Origin of the sequence: Pseudomonas brassicacearum (genome assembly GCF_003732225.1) — a bacterium.
Taxonomy (GTDB): Bacteria; Pseudomonadota; Gammaproteobacteria; order Pseudomonadales; family Pseudomonadaceae; genus Aquipseudomonas; species Aquipseudomonas brassicacearum_E.
Genome location: NZ_MOBJ01000005.1, coordinates 232605 through 253298 on the forward strand (window position 1 = coordinate 232605; position 20694 = coordinate 253298).

Sequence of the window (20694 nt, forward strand, 5' to 3'; positions counted from 1 at the left end):
TCGGCACAGACACCCATTACTTGGCGGGATATTCGCGATGCATCTGCGCAAGCAGCGCATCCTTGTCCTGCCACAACTGGTTGATCCAGCCCTGGAACTCCAGGCGGTACACGCCGTCCTGGTCGTAGTTCTTGCCGATGAACTGCTGCGGGATCTTCAGTTCCTGAAAGTGCACCACCACGTCTTTCACATTGCCACAGAGCAGGTCCCAATAACCGGGGCGCCCGGCCGGGTAGTGAATGGTCACGTTGACGATGGATTCCAGTTGCTCGCCCATGGCATCCAGCACAAACGCGATGCCACCGGCCTTGGGCTTGAGCAGGTAGCGCAAGGGTGATTGCTGCTGCGCATGCTTGCCTTCGGTGAAGCGCGTGCCTTCGACGAAGTTGAAAATCCCCACCGGGTTATTGCGAAACTTGTCGCAGGTCTTGCGAGTGGTTTCCAGGTCTTTGCCTTTCTTCTCCGGATACTTCTCCAGATAAGCCTTGGAGTAGCGCTTCATGAATGGAAAGCCCAACGCCCACCACGCCAGACCGATTACCGGCACCCAGATCAGCTCTTGCTTGAGGAAGAACTTCAGCGGGCGAATCCGCCGGTTGAGCACGTATTGCAGCACCATGATGTCGACCCAGCTCTGGTGGTTGCTGGTGATCAGGTACGAATGCTGATAGTCCAGGCCTTCGAGCCCGCTGAGCTTCCAGCGCGTGTGCCCGAGCAAATCCATCCAGGCCTTGTTGTTGCTGATCCAGGCTTCGTGGATGTGGCTCATCAGCCAGTCGGTGAAGCGCTGTGCGATAGGGAAGGGCAGCAGTAATTTGAAGATCGCCACGACAAACAGCGGTGTGCAGCAGACGATCGTGTTCAGCGCCAACAACAGCGAGGCGATCACGCCTCGCAAGGGTGCAGGTAGAGAATCCAGCATTTAAACATCCATAGGTCGGTTGGCGGCTTGAATCGCAGTCAGGGCAATGGTGTAGACGATGTCGTCGACCTGAGCGCCGCGCGGCAAATCATTCACCGGTTTGCGCAGGCCTTGCAGCATCGGTCCGAGGCTGACGCAGTCGGCGCTGCGTTGCACGGCTTTGTGGGTGGTGTTGCCGGTGTTCAGGTCAGGGAAAATGAACACCGTGGCTCGACCGGCTACCCGGCTGTTCGGTGCCAGTTGCCGGGCCACGTCTTCGTTGGCGGCGGCATCGTACTGCAACGGCCCGTCGATCAGCAGCGCGTTTTGCGCTTCGTGGGCGAGCAAGGTGGCCTCGCGGACTTTCTCGACTTCTTCGCCGCTGGCCGATTCACCGCTGGAATAGCTGAGCATCGCCACCCGTGGCGTGATCCCGAAGGCTGCGGCAGAGTCGGCGCTTTGAAGGGCGATCTCGGCCAGCTCGCTGGCGCTCGGGTGCGGGTTCATGACGCAGTCGCCGTAGACCAGCACTTCCTCCGGGAACAGCATGAAAAACACCGACGACACCAGCGTGCAGCCAGGTGCGGTCTTGATCAGTTGCAGCGCCGGGCGAATGGTATTGGCGGTGGAGTGAATGACCCCCGACACCAGCCCGTCGACTTCATCCAGCGCGAGCATCATGGTGCCGATCACCACGGTGTCTTCCAGCTGCTGCTCGGCCATTGGAGCGTTGAGGCTTTTGGTTTTGCGCAGCGCAACCATCGGCTCGACATAACGCTGACGGATCAGGTCCGGGTCGAGAATTTCCAGCCCCTCAGGCAGTTCGATACCCTGTGCGCGCGCGACTGCTTGCACGTCCTCGGGTTTGGCCAGCAACACGCAACGAGCAATGCCGCGCGCCTGGCAGATCGCTGCCGCCTGCACGATCAACGGTTCGCTGCCTTCGGGCAGGACGATGCGTTTGTTGGCAGCCTGGGCGCGCTGGATCAGTTGATAGCGGAACACCGCCGGCGACAGGCGCATTTCCCGTGGCGTGCCGCAGCGCTGGTGCAGCCAGTTGGCGTCGAGGTGGCTGGCGACGAAGTCGGTGATGATTTCCGCGCGCTCGCGGTCGTCGATCGGGATTTCCTTGTTCAAACCGTTCAACAGGTTGGCGGTGTCGTAGGAGCCCGTGCTCACTGACAACATTGGCAGACCGGCCTGCAAGGCACCTCGGCAGAGGTCCATGATCCGTGGGTCGGGCAGGGTGCCGCTGGTCAGCAGCAGTCCGGCCAGCGGCACGCCATTGATCGCCGCGAGGCTGACGGCGAGGATGATGTCGTCGCGATCGCCGGGGGTCACCACCAGCACGCCGGGCTTGAGCAGTTCGACCGTGTTGCGCATGGTTCGGGCGCAAATGATGATCTTGCTCATGCGCCGGGTTTCGTAGTCGCCGGCATTGAGCACCTGAGCGCCCATCAGGTCTGCTACGTCGCGGGTGCGCGGGGCGTTCAGCTCTGGCTGGAACGGAATGCAGCCGAGCAGCCGGAAGTCACCGCTGCGCAACAACGGCGAGTGTTCCTTCAAACGGGCGGCGAAAGCCTCCATGCTTTCATCGGTTTTGACTTTGTTGAGGATCACGCCGAGCACTTTCGGGTCTTTCGGACCGCCGAACAATTGCGCTTGCAACTCGACCCGGCCGGAGAGTTCGGTGAGCACTTCGTTTTCTGGTGCCGAGACCAGAATCACCTCGGCATCCAGGCTTTTCGCCAGGTGCAGATTGACCCGTGCGGCGTAGCTGGCGCTACGGGTCGGGACCATGCCTTCGACGATCAGCACGTCTTTGCCAATGGCGGCTTGCTGGTACAGGGTGATGATTTCTTCGAGCAGTTCATCCAGTTGACCGTCACCAAGCATCCGCTCGACGTGAGCCAGGCCCAGTGGTTGCGGCGGCTTCAGGCCGTGGGTGCGGGCCACCAGTTCGGTGGAGCGTTCAGGGCCGGTGTCGCCAGGGTGTGGCTGGGCAATCGGTTTGAAGAAGCCGACTTTCAGTCCGGCTCGTTCAAGGGTACGCACCAGCCCGAGGCTGATGGAGGTCAGACCCACACCAAAATCGGTGGGCGCGATAAAAAAAGTTTGCATGCGGATTCTCTGGAGGTGCATGGCAATGGCGACGGCCTATATCTGGCTGTCTGCCGAAATCAGACGTCAAGGTTATCGCTAACCGAGCCCTGAGCGCACCAACCGCAATCAAAGGGTTGGCCTATTTTTTCAATCCGTTTGGTAGGGTCGAGCACCCAGGCTCGTGATTGCCACGGTGGCTGGTGGCGCAGATGCTGGGTATGGCCGCAGGAAAGCTCGGCAACCCAGTGTCCGTCCTCGTCCAGATGGAAGCCCTGGATCGTCGACCCGGTCGAAGCGACCCGTCCGTCCGGGTTCTGTTCGCTTTCGGGCGATTGCTTCGCTAAACTTGGTCTTTCTATATTCTTATGCAAAAGGTCTCGCCCCATGCTGATCGCCGCCAATAAGGCTGTCTCCATCGACTATACCCTGACCAACGACGCTGGTGAGGTCATCGACAGCTCTGCCGGCGGCGCACCGCTGGTTTACCTGCAAGGCGCAGGTAACATCATCCCGGGCCTGGAAAAAGCCCTGGAAGGTAAAGCTGTCGGTGAAGAACTGAAAGTCTCCGTAGAACCTGAAGATGCCTACGGCGAATACGCTGCCGAACTGGTCAGCACCCTGAGCCGCAGCATGTTCGAAGGCGTCGACGAACTGGAAGTGGGCATGCAGTTCCACGCTTCCGCGCCAGACGGCCAGATGCAAATCGTCACCATCCGTGATCTGGACGGCGACGACGTGACCGTTGACGGCAACCACCCGTTGGCCGGCCAGCGTTTGACCTTCCAGGTCAAAATCGTCGACATCCGTGATGCCAGCCAGGAAGAAATCGCTCATGGTCACGTCCATGGCGAAGGTGGCCATCACCACTGATTTTCTGCGCTAAGCTTTCGAGAACTGGAGAGGCGCCCGAGGGGCGCCTTTTTAGTCCGCGGCTGTCCTTGGCGACATCGCCAAGTGGCTGTTTCGAGAAGAACACGGGAAATTTGGAGTCCGTCATGAGTGCTTTTCACGACCTTACATTGAAAGCTTTGGATGGCCAGGAGTTGCCTCTGGCGCCCTTCAAAGGGCACGTCGTGCTGGTGGTCAACGTCGCCTCCAAGTGTGGATTGACCCCACAGTACGCTGCTCTGGAAAACCTCTACCAGCAATACAAGGGTAAAGGTTTCAGCGTGCTGGGTTTGCCGTGCAATCAGTTCGCCGGGCAAGAGCCGGGCACTGAAAACGAGATCAAAGAGTTCTGCAGCCTCAACTACGGCGTGACCTTCCCGCTGTCCAGCAAGCTGGAAGTCAACGGTCATGATCGCCATCAGCTGTACCGGTTGTTGGCAGGTGAGGGCGCGGAATTCCCGGGTGACATCACCTGGAACTTCGAGAAGTTCCTCCTCGGTAAAGATGGTCGCGTGCTGGCGCGTTTCTCGCCACGTACCGCGCCGGATGATCCGACGATCGTTCAGGCGATCGAAAAAGCCCTGATCTGAACATCAAAAGATCGCAGCCGGCGGCAGCTCCTACGGATCAACGCTATCTGTAGGAGCTGCCGCAGGCTGCGATCTTTTCGCTTCTACCCTTTAATCACCCAAATCAATAGTGCTTCGCAAAACTGTGCGCACTCCATATTATCACCGTCATAAACCTCGCCTCTCCATGGAGTGTCGCATGCCAGTCAAAGCCTTGTTCAAGCCGTTTAACCTCGGTGCCCTGGAGTTGCCGACCCGTGTGGTCATGGCGCCGATGACCCGCTCGTTTTCCCCGGGCGGTGTGCCGAATTCGAAAGTCATCGAGTACTACCGCCGACGCGCAGCCGCAGGTGTGGGCCTGATCATCACCGAGGGCACCACGGTGGGCCACAAGGCGTCCAACGGTTACCCGAACGTCCCGCACTTTTACGGCGAAGCGGCGTTGGCCGGCTGGAAAAAAGTCGTTGATGCGGTGCACGCCGAAGGCGGCAAGATCGTTCCGCAGTTGTGGCACGTCGGCAGCGTACGGCGCATCGGCACCGAACCGGATGCCAGCGTGCCGGGTTACGGACCGTCGGAAAAACTCAAGGACGGTCAGGTCGTGGTTCACGGCATGACCAAACAGGATATCCAGGACGTGATCGCGGCCTTCGCCCAGGCCGCCAAAGATGCGCAGAGCATCGGCATGGACGGCGTCGAGATCCACGGCGCCCACGGCTATCTGGTCGACCAGTTTTTCTGGGAAGGCAGCAACCAGCGCACCGACGAATACGGCGGCAGCCTGGCCAATCGTTCTCGCTTTGCCATTGAACTGATCCAGGCCGTGCGTGCGGCAGTCGGTCCGAACTACCCGATCATCTTCCGTTTCTCCCAGTGGAAGCAGCAGGACTACAGCGCACGCCTGGTACAAACCCCAGAGGCGTTGGGCGAGTTTCTTCAGCCGCTGTCCGATGCCGGCGTGGATATTTTCCACTGCTCGACGCGGCGTTTCTGGGAGCCGGAGTTCGACGGTTCCGAGCTGAACCTGGCAGGCTGGACCCGCCAACTGACCGGCAAGCCGACCATCACCGTGGGCAGCGTAGGGCTGGACGGTGAGTTCCTGCAGTTCATGGTCAACACCGACAAAGTCGCGCAACCGGCCAGTCTGGAGAATCTGCTGGAGCGTTTGAACAACCAGGAGTTCGACCTGGTGGCGGTGGGTCGCGCCTTGCTGGTCGACCCGGACTGGGCGCAGAAAGTCCGCGAAGGTCGCGAGCAGGACATCCTGCCATTCAGTCGTGAGGCGTTGATGACGCTGGTTTAAACGGCGGCTGTGCCGACGCCATCGCGAGCAAGCTCGCTCCCACATTGGAATACATACTCCTGTGGGAGCGAGCTTGCTCGCGATGGCTGACTCAATGCTACAGAGAAATCAGGGCAATATCGCAGCACTAACCGGCCCATGCTCTGCGACGCAGGCCCCGCGCAACTGCCCTTCAAACTGCTCGATGATTGCCCCCCAACCCTGCCGACTGGCGTGCTGACGCGCGTTGAGTCGTATGCAGCGCAAGGTTTCTGCTGCTTCCAGCAGCCAACGGGCGGCATCGCAAAACGCTTCTTCGTCCCCCGGCATCGCCAGCACGCCGTTGTAACCATGGCGAATGTGTTGAGCTGCCGCTGCCTGATCATAGGCCACCACACCCAACCCTGAGGCCAGTGCTTCCAGCACCACGTTGCCGAAGGTTTCGGTCAGGCTCGGAAACAGAAACAGATCCCCGGACGCGTAGTGACAAGCCAGGGCTTCACCGCGCTGTGAGCCGCAGAAGATGGCCTCGGGCAGCTCCTGTTCCAGCAGCGCACGCTGCGGGCCATCACCGACCACAATCAGCTTTATCCGTCGCTGTGGATAAGTCGACTGCAAGGCCTGGTAACAACGCTTGAGCAGCCCGAGGTTCTTTTCCTGGGCGAGCCGGCCGACGTGAATCAGCGCGACATCGTCGTTATCCAGTCCCCAGCTTTCACGCAGCGAACCCAGCCGTTTGGCCGGGTGGAACAGTTGACTGTCGACGCCACGGGACAGCAGTGCCAGGCGCTCGAAATGCCGACGCTCCAACTCCATTCGTTGGCTGGCACTGGGCACCAGGGTCAATGTGGAGCGGTTATGGAACCAGCGCAGGTAATGCGTCAGTAGCCGGGTCAACAGCCCGAGACCGTACTGGTTGGAGTACTGCTGGAAGTTGGTGTGAAAACCGCTCACCACTGAAATGCCCAGCCGCCGTGCCGCCCGCAAGGCCGACAACCCCAGCGGTCCTTCGGTGGCGATGTAGAGCACGTCCGGGCGATGACGCTGCCAGCGCCTGAGCAACTTGTGCATCGACGACTGGCCCCATTGCAGCCCTGGATAACCCGGCAGCGGCCAGCCGCGGCAGAGCAGCAGTTCATCGTCGCTGAGGCGGGTTTGATCGCTGCCCTGGCGCGGTCGCACCAGTTCTACCAGATGCCCGCGCGCGCGCAGGCCTTCGCACAAGCGGCCAAGGGTATTGGCCACGCCGTTGATTTCCGGAGGGAAGGTTTCGGTGATCAGAGTGATATGCAGAGCTGTCGTCATGACCTCAGTGTCGGCTGAGGCCATGTCGCCATTGTGTCAGCGCGATGATGGATTTGTGACGCAGTCAGGCCGGCTTGGCCACCAGGTTTTCCGCGCCACGCTCGCGCACCCAAAACAACGTCGCGCCAGCCACCGCCGCCGGCATCATCAGGATGTTCACCACCGGTATCATCAGCGCCAGATAGACGATTCCACCAAAGCTCATGCTCTGCCAACGCTTCTTGCGCAGCCAGGCGAGCATCTCGTTCCAGCCCAACTGGTGGTTGTCCGCCGGGTAGTCGATGTACTGGATCGCCATCATCCACACACCGAACAGCAACCACAGCGGCGCTGCGATCAGGTTGACCACCGGGATGAACGAAAGGATCAGCAGCGCGAGGGCCCTGGGCAGGAAGTAGCCGAGTTTGCGCATTTCCCGGGCAAGCGTGCGCGGGATCATCGCGATCAACTCGCCCCAGCTGAAGGTCGGGAAGTCGTCGGTGCCGCGCACCACCACTTCGACTTTCTCCGCGAGAAAACCGTTAAAAGGTGCGGCGATCACGTTGGCGAGCATGGTGAAGGTGAAGAACACCATCAGCGCCACCAGAATGACGAACAGTGGCCAAAGCACATAACTGAGAAAACTCAGCCAGCTCGGCAGTGAAGGCATCAAGGTGTCGACCCACAGGCTGAACTGATGGCCGGCGAAGTAAATCAATCCGACGAACAGCACCAGGTTGATGGCCAGCGGCAACAACACGAACAAACGCAGGCCGGGACTCAAGACCAGCTTCAGGCCTTCGCGCAGGTATTGCGGGCCGGACAGAACGGGGGCGGGCATAGTGGGCTCCGAGCAATGAGAAAACGCGCCGACCTTACCGGCTTTGCCACACAGGCGAAAGCGCGGTAACGGTATCGACACTAGCTATAACAACAAAGAGACTGTAACAAAGGCGTCTTTAAATCAGCCTCCTGGGGATAGAGACCGCCTATGAGCTGGATTGTTATTCCGTATTTCCTTAATCTTCGCCTCCTCGATACGCTGCACCCAATATTTTTCAGGGCTGTCCAGCTACGGCACTTCCCCAAGTGCTTGCACAGCCCTTTTTTATTCCAGCCGGTCATCCGGCATTCCGCGCCAGGTAGTACCGGCCGGTCGATAGGAGTGAGTCATGTCTGATGTACGTCATTCGCGAGTGATTATTCTCGGTTCCGGCCCTGCCGGTTACAGCGCTGCGGTCTATGCCGCCCGCGCTAACCTGAAGCCGTTGCTGATCACTGGCATGCAGGCTGGCGGTCAACTGACCACCACCACCGAAGTCGACAACTGGCCGGGCGACGTGCACGGCCTGACCGGCCCGGCACTGATGGAGCGGATGAAAGAGCACGCCGAGCGCTTTGAGACCGAAATCGTTTTCGACCACATCAACGCCGTCGACTTCGCCGCCAAGCCGTACACCCTGACGGGTGACAGTGCCACTTACACCTGCGACGCACTGATCATCGCGACCGGCGCCAGCGCCCGTTACCTGGGCCTGCCGTCGGAAGAAACTTTCATGGGCAAAGGTGTATCGGCCTGCGCAACCTGTGATGGTTTCTTCTACCGCAACCGTGAAGTGGCCGTGGTCGGCGGCGGCAACACCGCTGTTGAAGAGGCGCTGTACCTGGCCAACATCGCCAGCAAAGTGACCCTGATTCACCGTCGCGAGACCTTCCGCGCCGAGAAAATCCTGATCGACAAGCTGCACGCACGGGTTGCCGAAGGCAAGATCGTCCTGAAGCTGAACTCGACGCTGGACGAAGTGTTGGGCGACAACATGGGCGTGACCGGTGCACGTTTGAAGAACAACGACGGCAGCTTCGACGAGCTGAAAGTCGACGGCGTGTTCATCGCTATCGGCCACACCCCGAACACTTCGCTGTTCGAAGGCCAGCTGACCTTGAAAGACGGTTATCTGGTAGTGCAGGGCGGCCGTGACGGCAACGCGACGGCGACCAGCCTTGAAGGCATCTTTGCTGCGGGCGACGTGGCTGACCACGTTTACCGTCAGGCGATCACCTCGGCTGGCGCTGGCTGCATGGCCGCACTGGACGCCGAGCGTTACCTGGACGACCTGCAGAACGCCACGTTCTGAAATCGTTGAAATGAAAAAACCGGCCTCGGCCGGTTTTTTGTGCCCGCGATTTCACGGGCGATGCGCAACTCATGTGGGAGCGAGCTTGCTCGCGATAGCGGTGTATCAGTCAACATCAGTGTTGAATGTGAAGCAGCCATCGCGAGCAAGCTCGCTCCCACAGGGGATTGCATTCAAGCAGGGGATTAGCGGCGAGTCAGTGGCTGAGCTTCGAACTTCACCCCGGCCAAACCATGCGCAATCAACGCACGGATGTTGCCGTGATCGCTGCCATCCGGCGTGGCAACCACCGAGCGGTAATGCTCACCAAACGCCAGCAGCGTTTCTTCATCGCTCAAGCCTTCCAGCAGCGCCAGGCCGAGGGTTTTGCACGAGCCTTCGTTCTGTCCCGCGGCGTTTTCCACGCCACCGTTGTTGAACGCTTGTGGCTGGTAATCGTAGCCCGCGGCGATGAACGCCAGGGTGTCGGCGAAAGCGTGTTCGCCGCTCTTGAGGCTGGCGCGCAGGGTGTTCAGGTCAGTCATGGGTTTTTCCTTTGGCGAACGCCGCTTGCTGGTCGGCGCTGGCTTCTTGCTGGTATTGGGCTTTCCACTCGGCGTACGGCATGCCGTAAACCACTTCACGGGCATCATCGAGGCTGACCTCGATCTGGCGATCGTCGGCGGCGGCTTTGTACCACTTGGACAGGCAGTTGCGGCAGAAGCCCGCGAGGTTCATCAGGTCGATGTTCTGCACATCCTTGCGGCTGTCCAGGTGCGCGACCAGCCGGCGGAAGGCGGCAGCTTCAAGTTCCAGGCGTTGTTGTTCGGTCATGATGGGCTCGCTGCAATCAAATCGTGGCGCGGATAATAAAAGCCTGGCGGACTATGCGCCAGACACGGTCAGCGACTCGCGGCGAGGGTAATCGATACCGACTCGGCAAAACGCAGGGCGTGGGGTTTGTCGACTTCGACTTCGGCGTAGAGCACGCTCTGGTTGGCCATGATCAGGTCGAGCAACTCCTGGGTCAGGCGTTCGAGCAGCGCAAACCGATTGCCCTCCACGTGGGCGATGATTGCCTTGGTGATGGTGCGGTAATTGAGCGCATGATCGATGTCGTTGTCGCGCACCGCATCGTGTGCTGCATAGAGGATGGTCAGATTGATCAGCACATCCTGCTTGTTGAGGATTTCGTCCTCATTGATTCCGATGAAGGTCCGCAGGCACAGGTCCTTGACCCGAATGCGGGCCATTCCTGGTTGAAGTTGTGGCATTGCTACTTGCTCCGTCCAATCAATTGCAGGAACTCCTGGCGGGTGTTGCTCGAATCGCGGAAGGCGCCGAGCATCACCGAGGTGTTCATGGTCGAATTCTGTTTCTCGACGCCACGCATCATCATGCACATGTGCTGGGCCTCGATCACTACCGCAACACCAGCAGCCTGGGTTACGCGCTGCACCGCCTCGGCGATTTCCCGGGTGAGGTTTTCCTGGATCTGCAACCGTCGGGCGAACATGTCGACGATTCGCGCGATCTTCGACAGACCCAGCACCTTGCCGGTAGGAATATAAGCCACATGGGCCTTGCCGATGAAGGGCAGCATGTGATGTTCGCAGAGCGAATAGAGCTCAATGTCGTCGACGATCACCATTTCATCGTTGTCAGAGGCGAATAGCGCGCCATTGACGATCTCGTCGACGCTCTGCTCGTAACCATGACACAGGTACTGCATGGCCTTGGCCGCACGCATCGGGGTGTCTTGCAGACCTTCGCGGTCGGGGTCTTCACCAACGCCGATAAGGATCTCGCGGTAGCTCTGGGACAGGGAGTTCTGGGGCAGGAATAAGGTCATGGAACATCCTCGCGGGGGACGGCTTACTTGACGTGCCGTCCGCCGTTGACGGTCAGGGTCGTGCCGGTGACATAAGGGTTGTCCAGCAAATAGCGCAGGCTCTGGTAGACAACCTCGCTGCCGGGCTCGATACCCAGCGCGGATTTGGCCAGGGCCTTGGCGCGGTATGCCGTGTCGTCGTCGGGGTTAAACAGTAGCAGGGCCGGAGCGATACCGTTGACCTTGATTTTCGGAGCGTATTTCGCGGCGAAGGACAGGGTCAGGCTGTCGAGCCCGGCTTTGCTGGCGCAGTAGGCGATGTGCTTGCTGCTACCCTTGCGCGTGACATCGTCGCTGATATGCACAATGTCGGCAGGCGTCGAGCGCTCCAGCAAGTCGGCACAATGCAGGTTGATCAGATAGGGCGCAAGCATGTGCACGCTGAACATCTGGGTGAAGGCGGCCACTTCGGTGTCAGGCGTTTCGGCCAGCCATGCGGAGGCGTTATGCACAATCGCCCGCAGGCTTTGGGTATGGGCTTTCAGTTGCGCGATGAACGCCAGAATCCCGGCCTCGCTGGAGAAGTCGGCAAACAGTGCTGTCGCGCCAAGGTCACGCAGGGTTTGCACGCCAGGGCGTTCGCTGCGGTAGCTGATGATCACGCGGTGACCTTCCTCCAGCAACCGTTGGGCACAATGCAGGCCGACGCGCTGGCTGGCGCCCGTGATGAGGATCGGAGCAGGGGATGAGGTCATGAACGGCTCGGTTCGCGGGTATGGCAAAACTATACCAGCGATCCCGGCTGCCAAGGCCGGTAATCCATTGCGCTGTCAGTGCACCACACGGTTGGGCGGCAAATGCCCCAGCCGTTCGGTCAGGCGAATTCGCTGGATCGGATCGTCGCTGAGCAGCAAGGCATGCTCCAGGTCGAAACGTTCGGCGTTGGGGCAGTCCAGCCGTTGATAGAGGCTGGCGCGGGCCAGGTAGTCGCTGGCGCTGGCATTGCCGAGCTCCAGTACCCGCTCGGCGTCGATCAGCGCGCCGATGTTGTCGTCGTTGGCCAAATGCAGCTGGCGCAAGTTGCGCGACAGTCGCTGGAGCATGTGGATCGGTTCGCTGGTGAGCAGATGCTCGGCGTTGAGCGGCATGTTCGGGCCGTACTGGCGTAGCAGCAGCTCGCGGCAATCGTTGGGGTATAACCGCCGACCGCCACACGGGTCGAGCAAATGATCGGCACCCGGCACTTTCAACAGGAAATGTCCGGGGAAATTGACCCCGACCATCGGAATCTCCAGGCGTCGGGCCAACTCCAGCGCAATCAACCCGAGTGCCAGCGGTTGCCCGCGTCGGCGTTCCAGCACCTTGTTGAGTAGCGCCGCCTGCGGACGTAGCGGGGTGGATTCGTCCTGTTGATAGCCCATGTCGTTGAGTCGCCGCAACAATGGTTGAGCCAACTCGCTGACCGGCAACATCGGCAAACCGGCGCTGACCCGTTGTTGCAGATCCTTGAACTGTTCCAGCAGCACCTCGGGCTTCACCTCTGGATCGTGCTCGGCAGCGATCCACAGCGCCGCTTCGAAGAGCGCTGGTGGCGAGTGTTGCAGACAGGCGAAAAAAGCTTGGCGCGGGTTCATCAAAATCTCCGGCGGATGCCTCGTTTTAGCCCCGTCGCAGGCATTCGTCCAGTGCTGTACACACGGTGTTGCAGGTTATGTCTTTAAGGTTGCAAAGCGCCCTTTGCTTATTCCGGTGCGCTTCAGCAATTTTCAGCCGCAAGCCTATACTGGCGACTACAAGAAGTGATTCGGGAGCCCTACGATGTTCGCTCTCATGCAAAGCACTCGCCTTGAATCGCTGCACCTTAGCGTTGACCCGGTGACCGGGTTGAAGGCGGTCATTGCCATTCATTGCAGCCGTTTGGGCCCCGCCCTCGGTGGCTGCCGTTACCTTGCCTATCCCGACGATGAAAGCGCCGTGATGGATGCTGTGCGCCTGGCGCAAGGCATGAGTTACAAGGCCGCGCTGGCCGGGTTGGCGCAGGGTGGTGGGGTGGCGGTGATCATTCGCCCACCTCACGTGGAAAACCGCGCTGCCTTGTTCGAGGCCTTCGGACGCGTTGTCGAACAGCTCGACGGTCGTTACATCACGGCCATCGACAGCGGCACCTCGGTTGCCGACATGGACTGCATTGCCCAGACAACCCAGCATGTCACCAGCACCACTGCCGCCGGCGATCCGGCGCCGCATGCCGCCATGGGTGTGTTCACCGGTATCCGCGCCACCGCCATGGCCCGCCTGGGCAGCGATAACCTTGAAGGCCTGCGGGTGGCGATCCAGGGGTTGGGCAATGTCGGTTATTCCCTCGCCGAGCAACTGCATGCCGCCGGGGCCGAATTGCTGGTCAGCGACATCGACGCCGGCAAGGTACAACTGGCGATGGAGCAACTGGGCGCCCATCCGATTGCCAACGATTCGCTGCTCAGCACCCCGTGCGACATCCTCGCGCCTTGCGGGCTGGGCGGCGTACTCAACAGCCACAGCGTTGCGCAATTGCGCTGCGCCGCGGTGGCCGGGTCGGCGAATAACCAGCTAACCAACCTGCACGTTGCCGACCAGTTGGAGAAGCGCGGCATTCTTTATGCGCCGGACTACGTGATCAATTCCGGCGGGTTGATTTATGTATCGCTCAAACACCGTGGCGAGGCGTTGTCGAACATCACCGCGCACCTCTCGAAAATCAGCTCGCGGCTGACCGAAGTCTTCGCCCATGCCCAGGCTGAAAAACGCTCGCCGGCCCGGGTCGCGGATGAGCTGGCGGAGAAAGTGTTGTACCGATGAAGGAGTGAGGACCTTACCCGGTCGACTTGCTCCCTGAGCCCGGCGCCACAAGCGTCGGGCCCGACAACTGCACGCTGACCCCGCGTGCCAGGAGCCAAGCGATGCTCAACAAGCTCGACCTTTCCTACACCCGCTATTTATCCCCCGACGGCCAGGCATTGAGTGAACTTCCCGCTTGGGCCGACGACTTCAATCTGCTGACCCGCCTCTACCGGCAAATGGTTCTGACCCGACTCTTCGATCAAAAAGCCGTCGCCCTGCAACGCACCGGGCGCATCGGTACTTACGCGCCGACCCTCGGCCAGGAAGCGATCGGGGTGGCGGTCGGGAGCCTGATGCATCCTGAAGACGTGCTGATTCCGTATTACCGCGACACCGCCGTGCAATTGATGCGCGGGGTGCGCATGGAAGAGATTTTGCTGTACTGGGGCGGTGATGAGCGCGGCAGCGACTTTGCCGAACCGTCGGCGGCCGAGGACTTCCCGATCTGTGTGCCGATCGCCACCCAAGCGCTGCATGCGTGCGGAGTCGCCAGCGCGTTCAAGATTCGCGGTGAACACCGGGTTGCCGTGACCACCTGCGGCGATGGCGCCACCAGCAAAGGCGACTTCCTCGAAGCCTTGAACGTCGCGGGTGCCTGGCAGTTGCCGGTGGTGTTCGTGGTCAACAACAATCAATGGGCGATTTCGGTGCCACGGCGCATTCAATGCGCCGCGCCGACCCTGGCTCAGAAGGCCATAGGCGCCGGTTTCCACGGCGAGCAGGTCGATGGCAACGACATACTCGCGGTCTATGACCGGGTGCAAATTGCCCTCGAACGAGCGCGTCACGGTAAAGGCCCGGTGTTGCTGGAGTGTGTGAGTTATCGCCTCGGCGATCACACCACCGCAGACGATGCGACCCGCTATCGCCCGGCGGATGAGGTCAAACAGGCCTGGCTTGAAGAGCCGGTCAAGCGCTTGCAACGTTTTCTGGCCGGGCAGGGCGTGTGGGACGAGGGGCGCGAACAGACGTTGATCGCCGAGTGTCAGGCTCTGGTGCAGGGCGCTGTGGATAACTTCGAGGCGGCCGGCCAGCAATCAGCCGAATCGGTGATCGATCACGTTTATGCCCAGTGGCCGGCCGCACTGGCCGAGCAGCGCGAATGGTTGCTCGAACGGGCGGCGCGCCGTGCGGGAGGGCCTGCCCATGAGTAACGGCAAAGTCACGTTGCTGGAGGCGGTCAACCTGGCGATGCACCGGGCCATGCGCGAGGACGAAAACGTGATCGTGCTCGGTGAAGACGTCGGCGTGAACGGTGGCGTGTTTCGCGCCACGCAAGGGCTGCGCGACAGCTTTGGCTTCAAGCGGGTGATCGATACGCCGCTGGCCGAAACCATGCTCGGCGGACTGGTAATTGGCATGGCGGCCCAAGGCTTGAAGCCGGTGCTGGAAATCCAGTTCATGGGGTTCATCTACGCCACCATGGAGCACCTGGTGTCCCACGCCAGCCGCATGCGCAACCGCACGCGCGGGCGGATCACTTGCCCGATGGTGCTGCGCACGCCGATGGGCGCGGGGATTCGTGCGCCGGAACATCACAGCGAAAGCACCGAGGCGCTGTTTGCCCATATCCCCGGGTTGCGGGTGGTGATTCCGTCATCGCCGGCGCGGGCGTATGGCCTGTTGCTGGCGGCCATCGACGACCCGGACCCGGTGCTGTTCCTCGAACCGACACGGCTCTACCGGATGAACCCGCAACCGTTGATCGACGATGGCAAGCGCCTGCCGCTGGACAGCTGTTTCACCTTGCGTGAGGGCAGCGATATCACCCTGATCAGCTGGGGCGCCAGCGTCATGGAAACCTTGCAGGCGGCCGATGCGTTGGCCGCGCAGGGGATTTTGGCCGAGGTGATCGATGTCGCCTGCATCAAGCCGCTGGACCTCGACACGCTGGAAGCCTCGGTGCGCAAGACCGGTCGGTGCGTGATTGTCCATGAAGCTCCACGCACCTGTGGCGTCGGCGCGGAAATCGCCGCCAGCCTCTACGAACGCGCATTGCTGGATTTGCAGGCGCCGATCCTGCGGGTCACCGCGCCGGACATTCCGCCACCGCTGTATCGGCAAGAGTTGCTGTACATGCCAAACGTCGAGGACATCCTTCACGCCTGCGACAGCGTGCTACTGCACCACTTCTAAGGCCTGGGAGGCTGCGATGAAGTACTTCAAATTGCCCGACCTGGGCGAAGGGCTGCAAGAAGCGGAAATCGTCCAATGGCACGTCAAGGTCGGCGATACGGTGAAGGCCGATCAACTGCTGGTCTCGGTGGAAACCGCCAAGGCTCTGGTGGATATTCCCTCGCCCTACGACGGGGTGGTAGCGAAAACCTACGGCGCTGAAGGCGATATTCTGCACGTTGGCGAACCTTTGCTGGGGTATGAAGGCGAGTCGGATGCCGGCACGGTGGTGGGCCGGCTTGAAGGGGGTGGCGGCAGTCAGGACGACCGTTTTTTTGTCGGCGCCGCACCCTCGACCCGCGAACACATGAGTGCCCGTGCCACCCCGGCGGTGCGGCAACTGGCCCGGCAATTGGGCGTCGAGCTGAGTGGGTTGAGCGGTTCAGGCCCCAATGGGCTGATCACCCGTAGCGACGTCGAAAGTGCTTCGCAGACCGAGCGCGACAAATTCGGTGGTGAGAAGCTGCGCGGAGTTCGTCGCAGCATGGCGCTGAACATGGCCAGGTCCCACGCCGAGGTGGTGCCGGTGACCATCTTTGCCGATGCCGATCTGCATCGTTGGGGCAGTGCGCGTGAGCCGTTGATCCGTCTCGCCAAAGCCATGGCGGCAGCCTGTGCCGTGGAGCCGGTGCTCAACAGCGGGTTTGATGGCAAGACCTTGTCGATCAAACACCACGGCACATTGGACCTGGGCATTGCCGTCGACACCCCGGACGGTTTGTTCGTGCCGGTGTTGCGCGATGTTGGCAATCGCACGTCAGCCGATTTGAAAGAAGGCGTGACCCGCTTGCGCATAGACGTGCAGGCACGTTCGATTCCGCCCAGGGAAATGATGGGCGCGACCCTGACCTTGTCGAATTTCGGCACCTTGTTCGGGCGCTACGCCAACCCGGTGGTAGTGCCGCCACAAGTGGCGATACTGGCCGCTGGGGCCATTCGCGATGAGCCGGTGGCGATGGAGGGCAAGGTTGTAGTGCACCCGATATTGCCACTGTCGCTGACCTTCGATCACCGGGTAGTAACGGGCGGTGAGGCGGCGCGGTTCTTCAAGGTGTTGGTCGAGGCATTGGAACAACCGGACGCTTGAAATCCAGGCATGAAAAAGGCCCTGACTCAGTGACTCAGGGCCTATTCAATTCGGGCGTTGCTTACTTGGCAGCTTTAGCGGGCTTGGCGGGCTTGGCTGGCTCGGTTGATTCGCCAGGTTCAGCGGGTTCAACGGCTTCAACAGGCACGTTGAGCAATTCGGACAGGGCGTCCGGTTGGCTCTTGAATGCCTTGGCGAATACATCGCGATTTTTCGCCATGTAGATCCCGGCTTCTTCCACCTGTTTCTCGGTCAGCGACGGAACCGCTTTTTGCAACACTTCAGCCAGCAATTCGGCCAGTTCGAGCATTTTGTCATGACGGTCAGCTTCGGCTTTATCCATGAACAAGCGCTCCAGATCTCGGCTGCTGCGGTATACCACTTCGACGGCCATTCACCACCTCACATGCCTTCACGATAATTGTCTTTTGCTACTACTGTATTTATATACAGCCGAAAGGATAAGCGAATCCCTGCGCGTTGGGTAGTGGATTTTTACGTTAGCTGCTGGTTGAGGTTCGCAGACGTTTGAAAGGGGCAAATTATGCCCCTTTTATTCTCAATTTTTGGTCTGTACCTTGCTCGTAGCAGTCGACACGATCAAAAGAACTGATGCAATGACATTCTCTCTTGAGCCTGCTTGTCGATGACAAGCATGAGAGAACGTCGTTTCTTGACCATAGTCCACATTCTTTAACGAACTTTTTAATATCAATGCGTTATCGCGTTATCCAGTATTTTGTTCAGAAAATATACCCTCTTGCAATATCTATGGATCTAGGTTTTGATCGGTCATATGGCTTGAATTTATCGGGTGGCAGTAGCTCTCTAAGAGCGGGGGGGATGTTTGATATGTGTAAACTTACATCTGGTTTGTAATGTCCACTGCCATTGTCCCAATACTGTAGTTTGCTATCATCGTCAAGGTAGATTTTTCCTGCATATAAAACATCTTCTCGGTTTGAGATGGACGTATGTCCGTGAACCTCAAAAGGCTTAAGCTCCGTGTTGCCTGCGCCTTCAGGGATGGAACTTAGGACGCCAAAAGGATTTGAGTAGGGTATTACAAAAATAATCTCACCTTTTATATTTTTTGGAGGGGCTGGACTTTCTGCTGCGTGGGTGGATAGGAATTCATACTTTTCATTACGCTTCGATAGGCTAAAAACTGTATTTTTTGGTGCTGGGTTTTGAATGTAAGAGTCAAGTACAGTGATTCTTTTAGGGGTGAAATCGTTGTTCGTACCTATTGTATTTATAAACTCCAAGCTCTTCGTTTTTGTTAGATGTGATTTTTTGTGTGGGTGGATATATTCGTTGCTTCGTGTGCGTGTTACTTTTTCTTTAGCTGTCAGAGCTTCAGATTCGAATTTTTTTTCTGTAACAGACTGCGGTATTGTTGACGCAAGTGCGTATGGCTGCGTTGAGCTCATACTATCGTTGCTAGGCCGAACAGGAGGACGAGGGGGTACTGCGGGCGGTCGTGGAGGTACGGGTGGAGGCATTTTGTCTCCAGGGCGCAACCCGTTCTCGTCCACGAGAGTCATCGGATTATTCCTCACCATCCGATACAGATTTAATCCATCCACCGCCCCTGCCGGATCGGGATTAAGCCACCGCATCCACCACGACACGTAATACCTGAAACCATAGTAATAAAGCCCGCTTGCATCCCGTTCCTTGCCTGAATAACGAATGGTTTTGTATTTGCCCTCGGTCTCACTGCGCGCCGCGAACCACGCCGTGCCACCAAACGGGTAATAACCTTCCTGGTTCAGCAGCTTGGCCTGTTCATCCAGTTCCAGGGTGCTGGAACCCAAATGATCACTGAGGCCGTAGCGTAATTGATCATTCTCGACATCCTTGGGAGGCACAGTTTCCCAATGCAGCACCCGCACGTTGATCCGCCCAGCCTGTACGTTGATAACGTGCAGGACTTGATCGTTTGCACTGTCGGTTCGAATTTCCAGGCCTGGCAGGTACAGCACCTCGGCAATGTGGCTCACACTTTTGGCCTGGGTGGTGCGAACCTTGCGCACGCGTTGACCACCGCCGTCATAGACATACCACTCGCTATCGTTGGCGCTATCCGGTCGGGTGGCCAAGGTGATTTCCTGCAATTGATTACGCAGGTTCCAGTTCATGTCCGGACCTGGCTGCAAGTGTTTCAAGTTTCCATTAGGGTCGAAACTGTTGGCGAAGTCCGGGTCGCGTCCGCCATCAGGCAAGGGCAGACTACGGTTGCTGTTGATGGCTGTCATCATCGCTCGGGAGTATTGCTGGGCCCCGACATGCATCAGTTTCTCTAAATTCCCGCCGGAATCGTATTCATAAGTTTGAGTGTAGTTAGCCATCTGGTTCGGGTCAGAAGGCAGAGGCTGATAGTGTGGGAGTTCGGAGCCGTTGGCAGGCGAACAGCTCTCGCGGCCCGTAGCCTCAATCAGTTGGTACAACGAGTCGTAGCGGTAGGTTGAGACAGGTTCTATGCGCTGATTGTTGAAGTGACGCGTTCCCAGAGCCACGTCGTTAATGCTGACTATGTTGCCCACAGGATCATAGTCATAGCGGATGTCTTGTAGTGCAGAGTCTGTGGTGCGCTGCGCGAACAGGTGTATTAGCCGGCCATCTTCGGGGCGGTATTGAAAACTGCTGATCACGCCATTGCCGGCCGTTTCACTTTCTACCTGACCCAACGCGTTGTAGCGAATCGCGCTCAACAGCGTTTTTTCGCGTGAGCCTTTTAGTTGAAGATGGTTTTGTTTGAGTTGCCCAGCCACGTTGTATTGATGGCGTTGACGGTTGCCCATGGCATCGGTTTGCTCCAACAGCTCACCGATCGGAGCGTGAAGTGAAGTACTGGTGAAAGCCTGCTCCTTGAGCAGTTCGTCACGAAGGGGCAGCTCGACGGGCCAGGAAGGGGTTTGCAGCTGTTTCAGGAATCGTCGTGTTTCACTCAGGACCTGGCCACTTAAGGCATAACCGGATATTTGCTTGCTGCCAGCAGTGTCATCATGGCGGGTGATACGACCACGGTGATTATGTTCGGCTGATTGCGAACTGCCGTCGGCATAGGTGAAACGCTCAACGGTTCCAGACTCGCTGTCTATACCCTGCTCGGTCACTGAAACCGGACGCAGCAAGGTGTCATATTCAGTGTGTCGCCGGCTACCGCGTGAATCCCAGGTCAAACACGCTTCGCCTGCTTCATTTGGGAGCGACAGCCGCCAACCAGAATCGACACTGTCGGTCATCAGCGCCAGGCCAGGCAAGCCGTAGAGGGTGGTGAGATTGGCTTTTATGTTCGATTCGGTGTCAGCCAGTTCCCAGAGACGTGGGTCCCAATTGGCCACTTGCTGAGCCGCGTGGTTGTAACGCTGGCGAGTAACCCGCGGTTGCGCTTTGCCTCCAGCGATTGTTCGGCAGTATGCGACATTGCGAATGACCAGCCCCCTTGGATCAATGGCTGTGATCCCAGGTGTTGAATGGTCCAGGCTGAAAGTGGTTGCGGGCATGTGATAGTCCAGCTGTCTGGCATAGAGTCCCCTCAAACGTGCCTTAATTTTCGCGTCAAAGATACTGT

At 59.1% G+C, this 20694-nt stretch carries 20 protein-coding genes and 1 pseudogene; 8 read left to right on the top strand and 13 right to left on the bottom strand.

The genetic code is table 11. The annotated features are described in order from the left end of the window. Window positions 1-16: 16 nt before the first annotated feature. From BK659_RS06635 to BK659_RS06645, 3 genes are read right to left on the bottom strand one after another with little or no spacing between them, the layout of a single operon-like run. A complete protein-coding gene (locus BK659_RS06635; protein WP_123424293.1) occupies window positions 17-922 on the bottom strand; it encodes an acyltransferase in 906 nt (301 codons plus the stop codon). Further along, window positions 923-3022 (bottom strand): phosphate acetyltransferase, encoded by a 2100-nt coding sequence (pta, locus tag BK659_RS06640; RefSeq protein WP_123424294.1) that lies wholly within the window; start codon window positions 3020-3022, stop codon window positions 923-925. It lies immediately after the preceding gene. A 59-nt stretch (window positions 3023-3081) separates the two neighbouring features. Next, a complete protein-coding gene (locus BK659_RS06645; protein ID WP_123424350.1) occupies window positions 3082-3420 on the bottom strand; it encodes a DUF3565 domain-containing protein in 339 nt (112 codons plus the stop codon). Here BK659_RS06645 and BK659_RS06650 point away from each other — a divergent pair. The 3 genes from BK659_RS06650 to BK659_RS06660 all read left to right on the top strand — a co-directional run bounded on the left by BK659_RS06650 (window position 3389) and on the right by BK659_RS06660 (window position 5764). Then, the gene (locus BK659_RS06650; protein ID WP_123424295.1) at window positions 3389-3874 is read left to right on the top strand and encodes an FKBP-type peptidyl-prolyl cis-trans isomerase; all 486 of its coding nucleotides are present in this window, start codon (window positions 3389-3391) and stop codon (window positions 3872-3874) included. The two genes, BK659_RS06645 and BK659_RS06650, sit on opposite strands and share 32 nt — an antisense overlap. Before the next feature lie 125 nt (window positions 3875-3999). Next, the gene (locus tag BK659_RS06655) at window positions 4000-4482 is read left to right on the top strand and encodes a glutathione peroxidase (protein WP_123424296.1); all 483 of its coding nucleotides are present in this window, start codon (window positions 4000-4002) and stop codon (window positions 4480-4482) included. Between the two features lie 178 nt (window positions 4483-4660). Then, entirely contained in the window at window positions 4661-5764 is a 1104-nt protein-coding gene (locus BK659_RS06660) for an NADH:flavin oxidoreductase (protein WP_123424297.1), read from the top strand. Between the two features lie 108 nt (window positions 5765-5872). Here the strand turns inward: BK659_RS06660 and BK659_RS06665 are convergent, their stop codons facing one another. Beyond that, window positions 5873-7072 (bottom strand): glycosyltransferase family 4 protein, encoded by a 1200-nt coding sequence (locus BK659_RS06665; protein ID WP_123424298.1) that lies wholly within the window; start codon window positions 7070-7072, stop codon window positions 5873-5875. A 40-nt stretch (window positions 7073-7112) separates the two neighbouring features. Continuing rightward, window positions 7113-7868: a sulfate transporter CysZ gene (gene cysZ / locus BK659_RS06670; RefSeq protein WP_123424299.1), complete on the bottom strand. Its 756-nt coding sequence runs from the start codon at window positions 7866-7868 to the stop codon at window positions 7113-7115. A 331-nt stretch (window positions 7869-8199) separates the two neighbouring features. Between cysZ and trxB the strand changes: the two genes are divergently transcribed. After that, the gene (gene trxB, locus BK659_RS06675) at window positions 8200-9162 is read left to right on the top strand and encodes a thioredoxin-disulfide reductase (RefSeq protein ID WP_123424300.1); all 963 of its coding nucleotides are present in this window, start codon (window positions 8200-8202) and stop codon (window positions 9160-9162) included. Between the two features lie 185 nt (window positions 9163-9347). Here trxB and BK659_RS06685 read toward each other — a convergent pair whose 3' ends face one another. From BK659_RS06685 to BK659_RS06710, 6 genes are all read right to left on the bottom strand, one after another. After that, window positions 9348-9686 (bottom strand): HopJ type III effector protein, encoded by a 339-nt coding sequence (locus BK659_RS06685; protein WP_123424302.1) that lies wholly within the window; start codon window positions 9684-9686, stop codon window positions 9348-9350. Continuing rightward, complete coding sequence (locus BK659_RS06690) at window positions 9679-9975, bottom strand: DUF1244 domain-containing protein (protein WP_123424303.1); 297 nt, start codon at window positions 9973-9975, stop codon at window positions 9679-9681. Before BK659_RS06690 ends, BK659_RS06685 begins: the two co-directional genes overlap by 8 nt. Window positions 9976-10043: 68 nt before the next feature. Further along, entirely contained in the window at window positions 10044-10415 is a 372-nt protein-coding gene (gene folX, locus BK659_RS06695; protein WP_123424304.1) for a dihydroneopterin triphosphate 2'-epimerase, read from the bottom strand. 2 nt (window positions 10416-10417) lie between these two features. Next, window positions 10418-10993, bottom strand: a complete 576-nt coding sequence (gene folE / locus BK659_RS06700) for a GTP cyclohydrolase I FolE (protein WP_123424305.1) — start codon at window positions 10991-10993, stop codon at window positions 10418-10420. A 23-nt stretch (window positions 10994-11016) separates the two neighbouring features. Continuing rightward, window positions 11017-11727 (bottom strand): dihydromonapterin reductase, encoded by a 711-nt coding sequence (gene folM, locus BK659_RS06705; protein WP_123424306.1) that lies wholly within the window; start codon window positions 11725-11727, stop codon window positions 11017-11019. A 75-nt stretch (window positions 11728-11802) separates the two neighbouring features. Further along, window positions 11803-12606: a SirB1 family protein gene (locus BK659_RS06710; protein WP_123424307.1), complete on the bottom strand. Its 804-nt coding sequence runs from the start codon at window positions 12604-12606 to the stop codon at window positions 11803-11805. Window positions 12607-12790: 184 nt separating this feature from the next. Here BK659_RS06710 and BK659_RS06715 point away from each other — a divergent pair, with 184 nt between their 5' ends. The 4 genes from BK659_RS06715 to BK659_RS06730 all read left to right on the top strand — a co-directional run bounded on the left by BK659_RS06715 (window position 12791) and on the right by BK659_RS06730 (window position 17114). Continuing rightward, the gene (locus BK659_RS06715) at window positions 12791-13810 is read left to right on the top strand and encodes a Glu/Leu/Phe/Val dehydrogenase family protein (protein ID WP_123424308.1); all 1020 of its coding nucleotides are present in this window, start codon (window positions 12791-12793) and stop codon (window positions 13808-13810) included. A gap of 101 nt (window positions 13811-13911) precedes the next feature. Beyond that, entirely contained in the window at window positions 13912-15006 is a 1095-nt protein-coding gene (gene pdhA, locus BK659_RS06720) for a pyruvate dehydrogenase (acetyl-transferring) E1 component subunit alpha (protein WP_123424309.1), read from the top strand. After that, window positions 14999-15988 (top strand): alpha-ketoacid dehydrogenase subunit beta, encoded by a 990-nt coding sequence (locus tag BK659_RS06725; protein ID WP_123424310.1) that lies wholly within the window; start codon window positions 14999-15001, stop codon window positions 15986-15988. The genes pdhA and BK659_RS06725 overlap by 8 nt, the downstream gene beginning before the upstream one ends. A gap of 16 nt (window positions 15989-16004) precedes the next feature. After that, window positions 16005-17114, top strand: a complete 1110-nt coding sequence (locus tag BK659_RS06730; protein WP_123424311.1) for a dihydrolipoamide acetyltransferase family protein — start codon at window positions 16005-16007, stop codon at window positions 17112-17114. A gap of 154 nt (window positions 17115-17268) precedes the next feature. On the opposite strand, the pseudogene BK659_RS06735 reads toward BK659_RS06730, so the two are convergent. Continuing rightward, window positions 17269-17508, bottom strand: a pseudogene (locus tag BK659_RS06735) (YebG family protein); the annotation flags it as partial. Window positions 17509-17857: 349 nt separating this feature from the next. Continuing rightward, window positions 17858-20626: an RHS repeat domain-containing protein gene (locus BK659_RS06740; RefSeq protein WP_123424313.1), complete on the bottom strand. Its 2769-nt coding sequence runs from the start codon at window positions 20624-20626 to the stop codon at window positions 17858-17860. Between the last annotated feature and the right edge of the window lie 68 nt (window positions 20627-20694).

Excerpts from the sequence above, each read along its gene's own strand:
- BK659_RS06635 (WP_123424293.1), bottom strand. The coding sequence starts at position 922 with ATGCTGGATTCTCTACCTGCACCCTTGCGAGGCGTGATCGCCTCGCTG.
- pta (WP_123424294.1), bottom strand. The coding sequence starts at position 3,022 with ATGCAAACTTTTTTTATCGCGCCCACCGATTTTGGTGTGGGTCTGACC.
- BK659_RS06650 (WP_123424295.1), top strand. The coding sequence starts at position 3,389 with ATGCTGATCGCCGCCAATAAGGCTGTCTCCATCGACTATACCCTGACC.
- BK659_RS06645 (WP_123424350.1), bottom strand. The coding sequence starts at position 3,420 with ATGGAGACAGCCTTATTGGCGGCGATCAGCATGGGGCGAGACCTTTTG.
- BK659_RS06655 (WP_123424296.1), top strand. The coding sequence starts at position 4,000 with ATGAGTGCTTTTCACGACCTTACATTGAAAGCTTTGGATGGCCAGGAG.
- BK659_RS06660 (WP_123424297.1), top strand. The coding sequence starts at position 4,661 with ATGCCAGTCAAAGCCTTGTTCAAGCCGTTTAACCTCGGTGCCCTGGAG.
- BK659_RS06665 (WP_123424298.1), bottom strand. The coding sequence starts at position 7,072 with ATGGCCTCAGCCGACACTGAGGTCATGACGACAGCTCTGCATATCACT.
- cysZ (WP_123424299.1), bottom strand. The coding sequence starts at position 7,868 with ATGCCCGCCCCCGTTCTGTCCGGCCCGCAATACCTGCGCGAAGGCCTG.
- trxB (WP_123424300.1), top strand. The coding sequence starts at position 8,200 with ATGTCTGATGTACGTCATTCGCGAGTGATTATTCTCGGTTCCGGCCCT.
- BK659_RS06685 (WP_123424302.1), bottom strand. The coding sequence starts at position 9,686 with ATGACTGACCTGAACACCCTGCGCGCCAGCCTCAAGAGCGGCGAACAC.
- BK659_RS06690 (WP_123424303.1), bottom strand. The coding sequence starts at position 9,975 with ATGACCGAACAACAACGCCTGGAACTTGAAGCTGCCGCCTTCCGCCGG.
- folX (WP_123424304.1), bottom strand. The coding sequence starts at position 10,415 with ATGCCACAACTTCAACCAGGAATGGCCCGCATTCGGGTCAAGGACCTG.
- folE (WP_123424305.1), bottom strand. The coding sequence starts at position 10,993 with ATGACCTTATTCCTGCCCCAGAACTCCCTGTCCCAGAGCTACCGCGAG.
- folM (WP_123424306.1), bottom strand. The coding sequence starts at position 11,727 with ATGACCTCATCCCCTGCTCCGATCCTCATCACGGGCGCCAGCCAGCGC.
- BK659_RS06710 (WP_123424307.1), bottom strand. The coding sequence starts at position 12,606 with ATGAACCCGCGCCAAGCTTTTTTCGCCTGTCTGCAACACTCGCCACCA.
- BK659_RS06715 (WP_123424308.1), top strand. The coding sequence starts at position 12,791 with ATGTTCGCTCTCATGCAAAGCACTCGCCTTGAATCGCTGCACCTTAGC.
- pdhA (WP_123424309.1), top strand. The coding sequence starts at position 13,912 with ATGCTCAACAAGCTCGACCTTTCCTACACCCGCTATTTATCCCCCGAC.
- BK659_RS06725 (WP_123424310.1), top strand. The coding sequence starts at position 14,999 with ATGAGTAACGGCAAAGTCACGTTGCTGGAGGCGGTCAACCTGGCGATG.
- BK659_RS06730 (WP_123424311.1), top strand. The coding sequence starts at position 16,005 with ATGAAGTACTTCAAATTGCCCGACCTGGGCGAAGGGCTGCAAGAAGCG.
- BK659_RS06740 (WP_123424313.1), bottom strand. The coding sequence starts at position 20,626 with ATGCCCGCAACCACTTTCAGCCTGGACCATTCAACACCTGGGATCACA.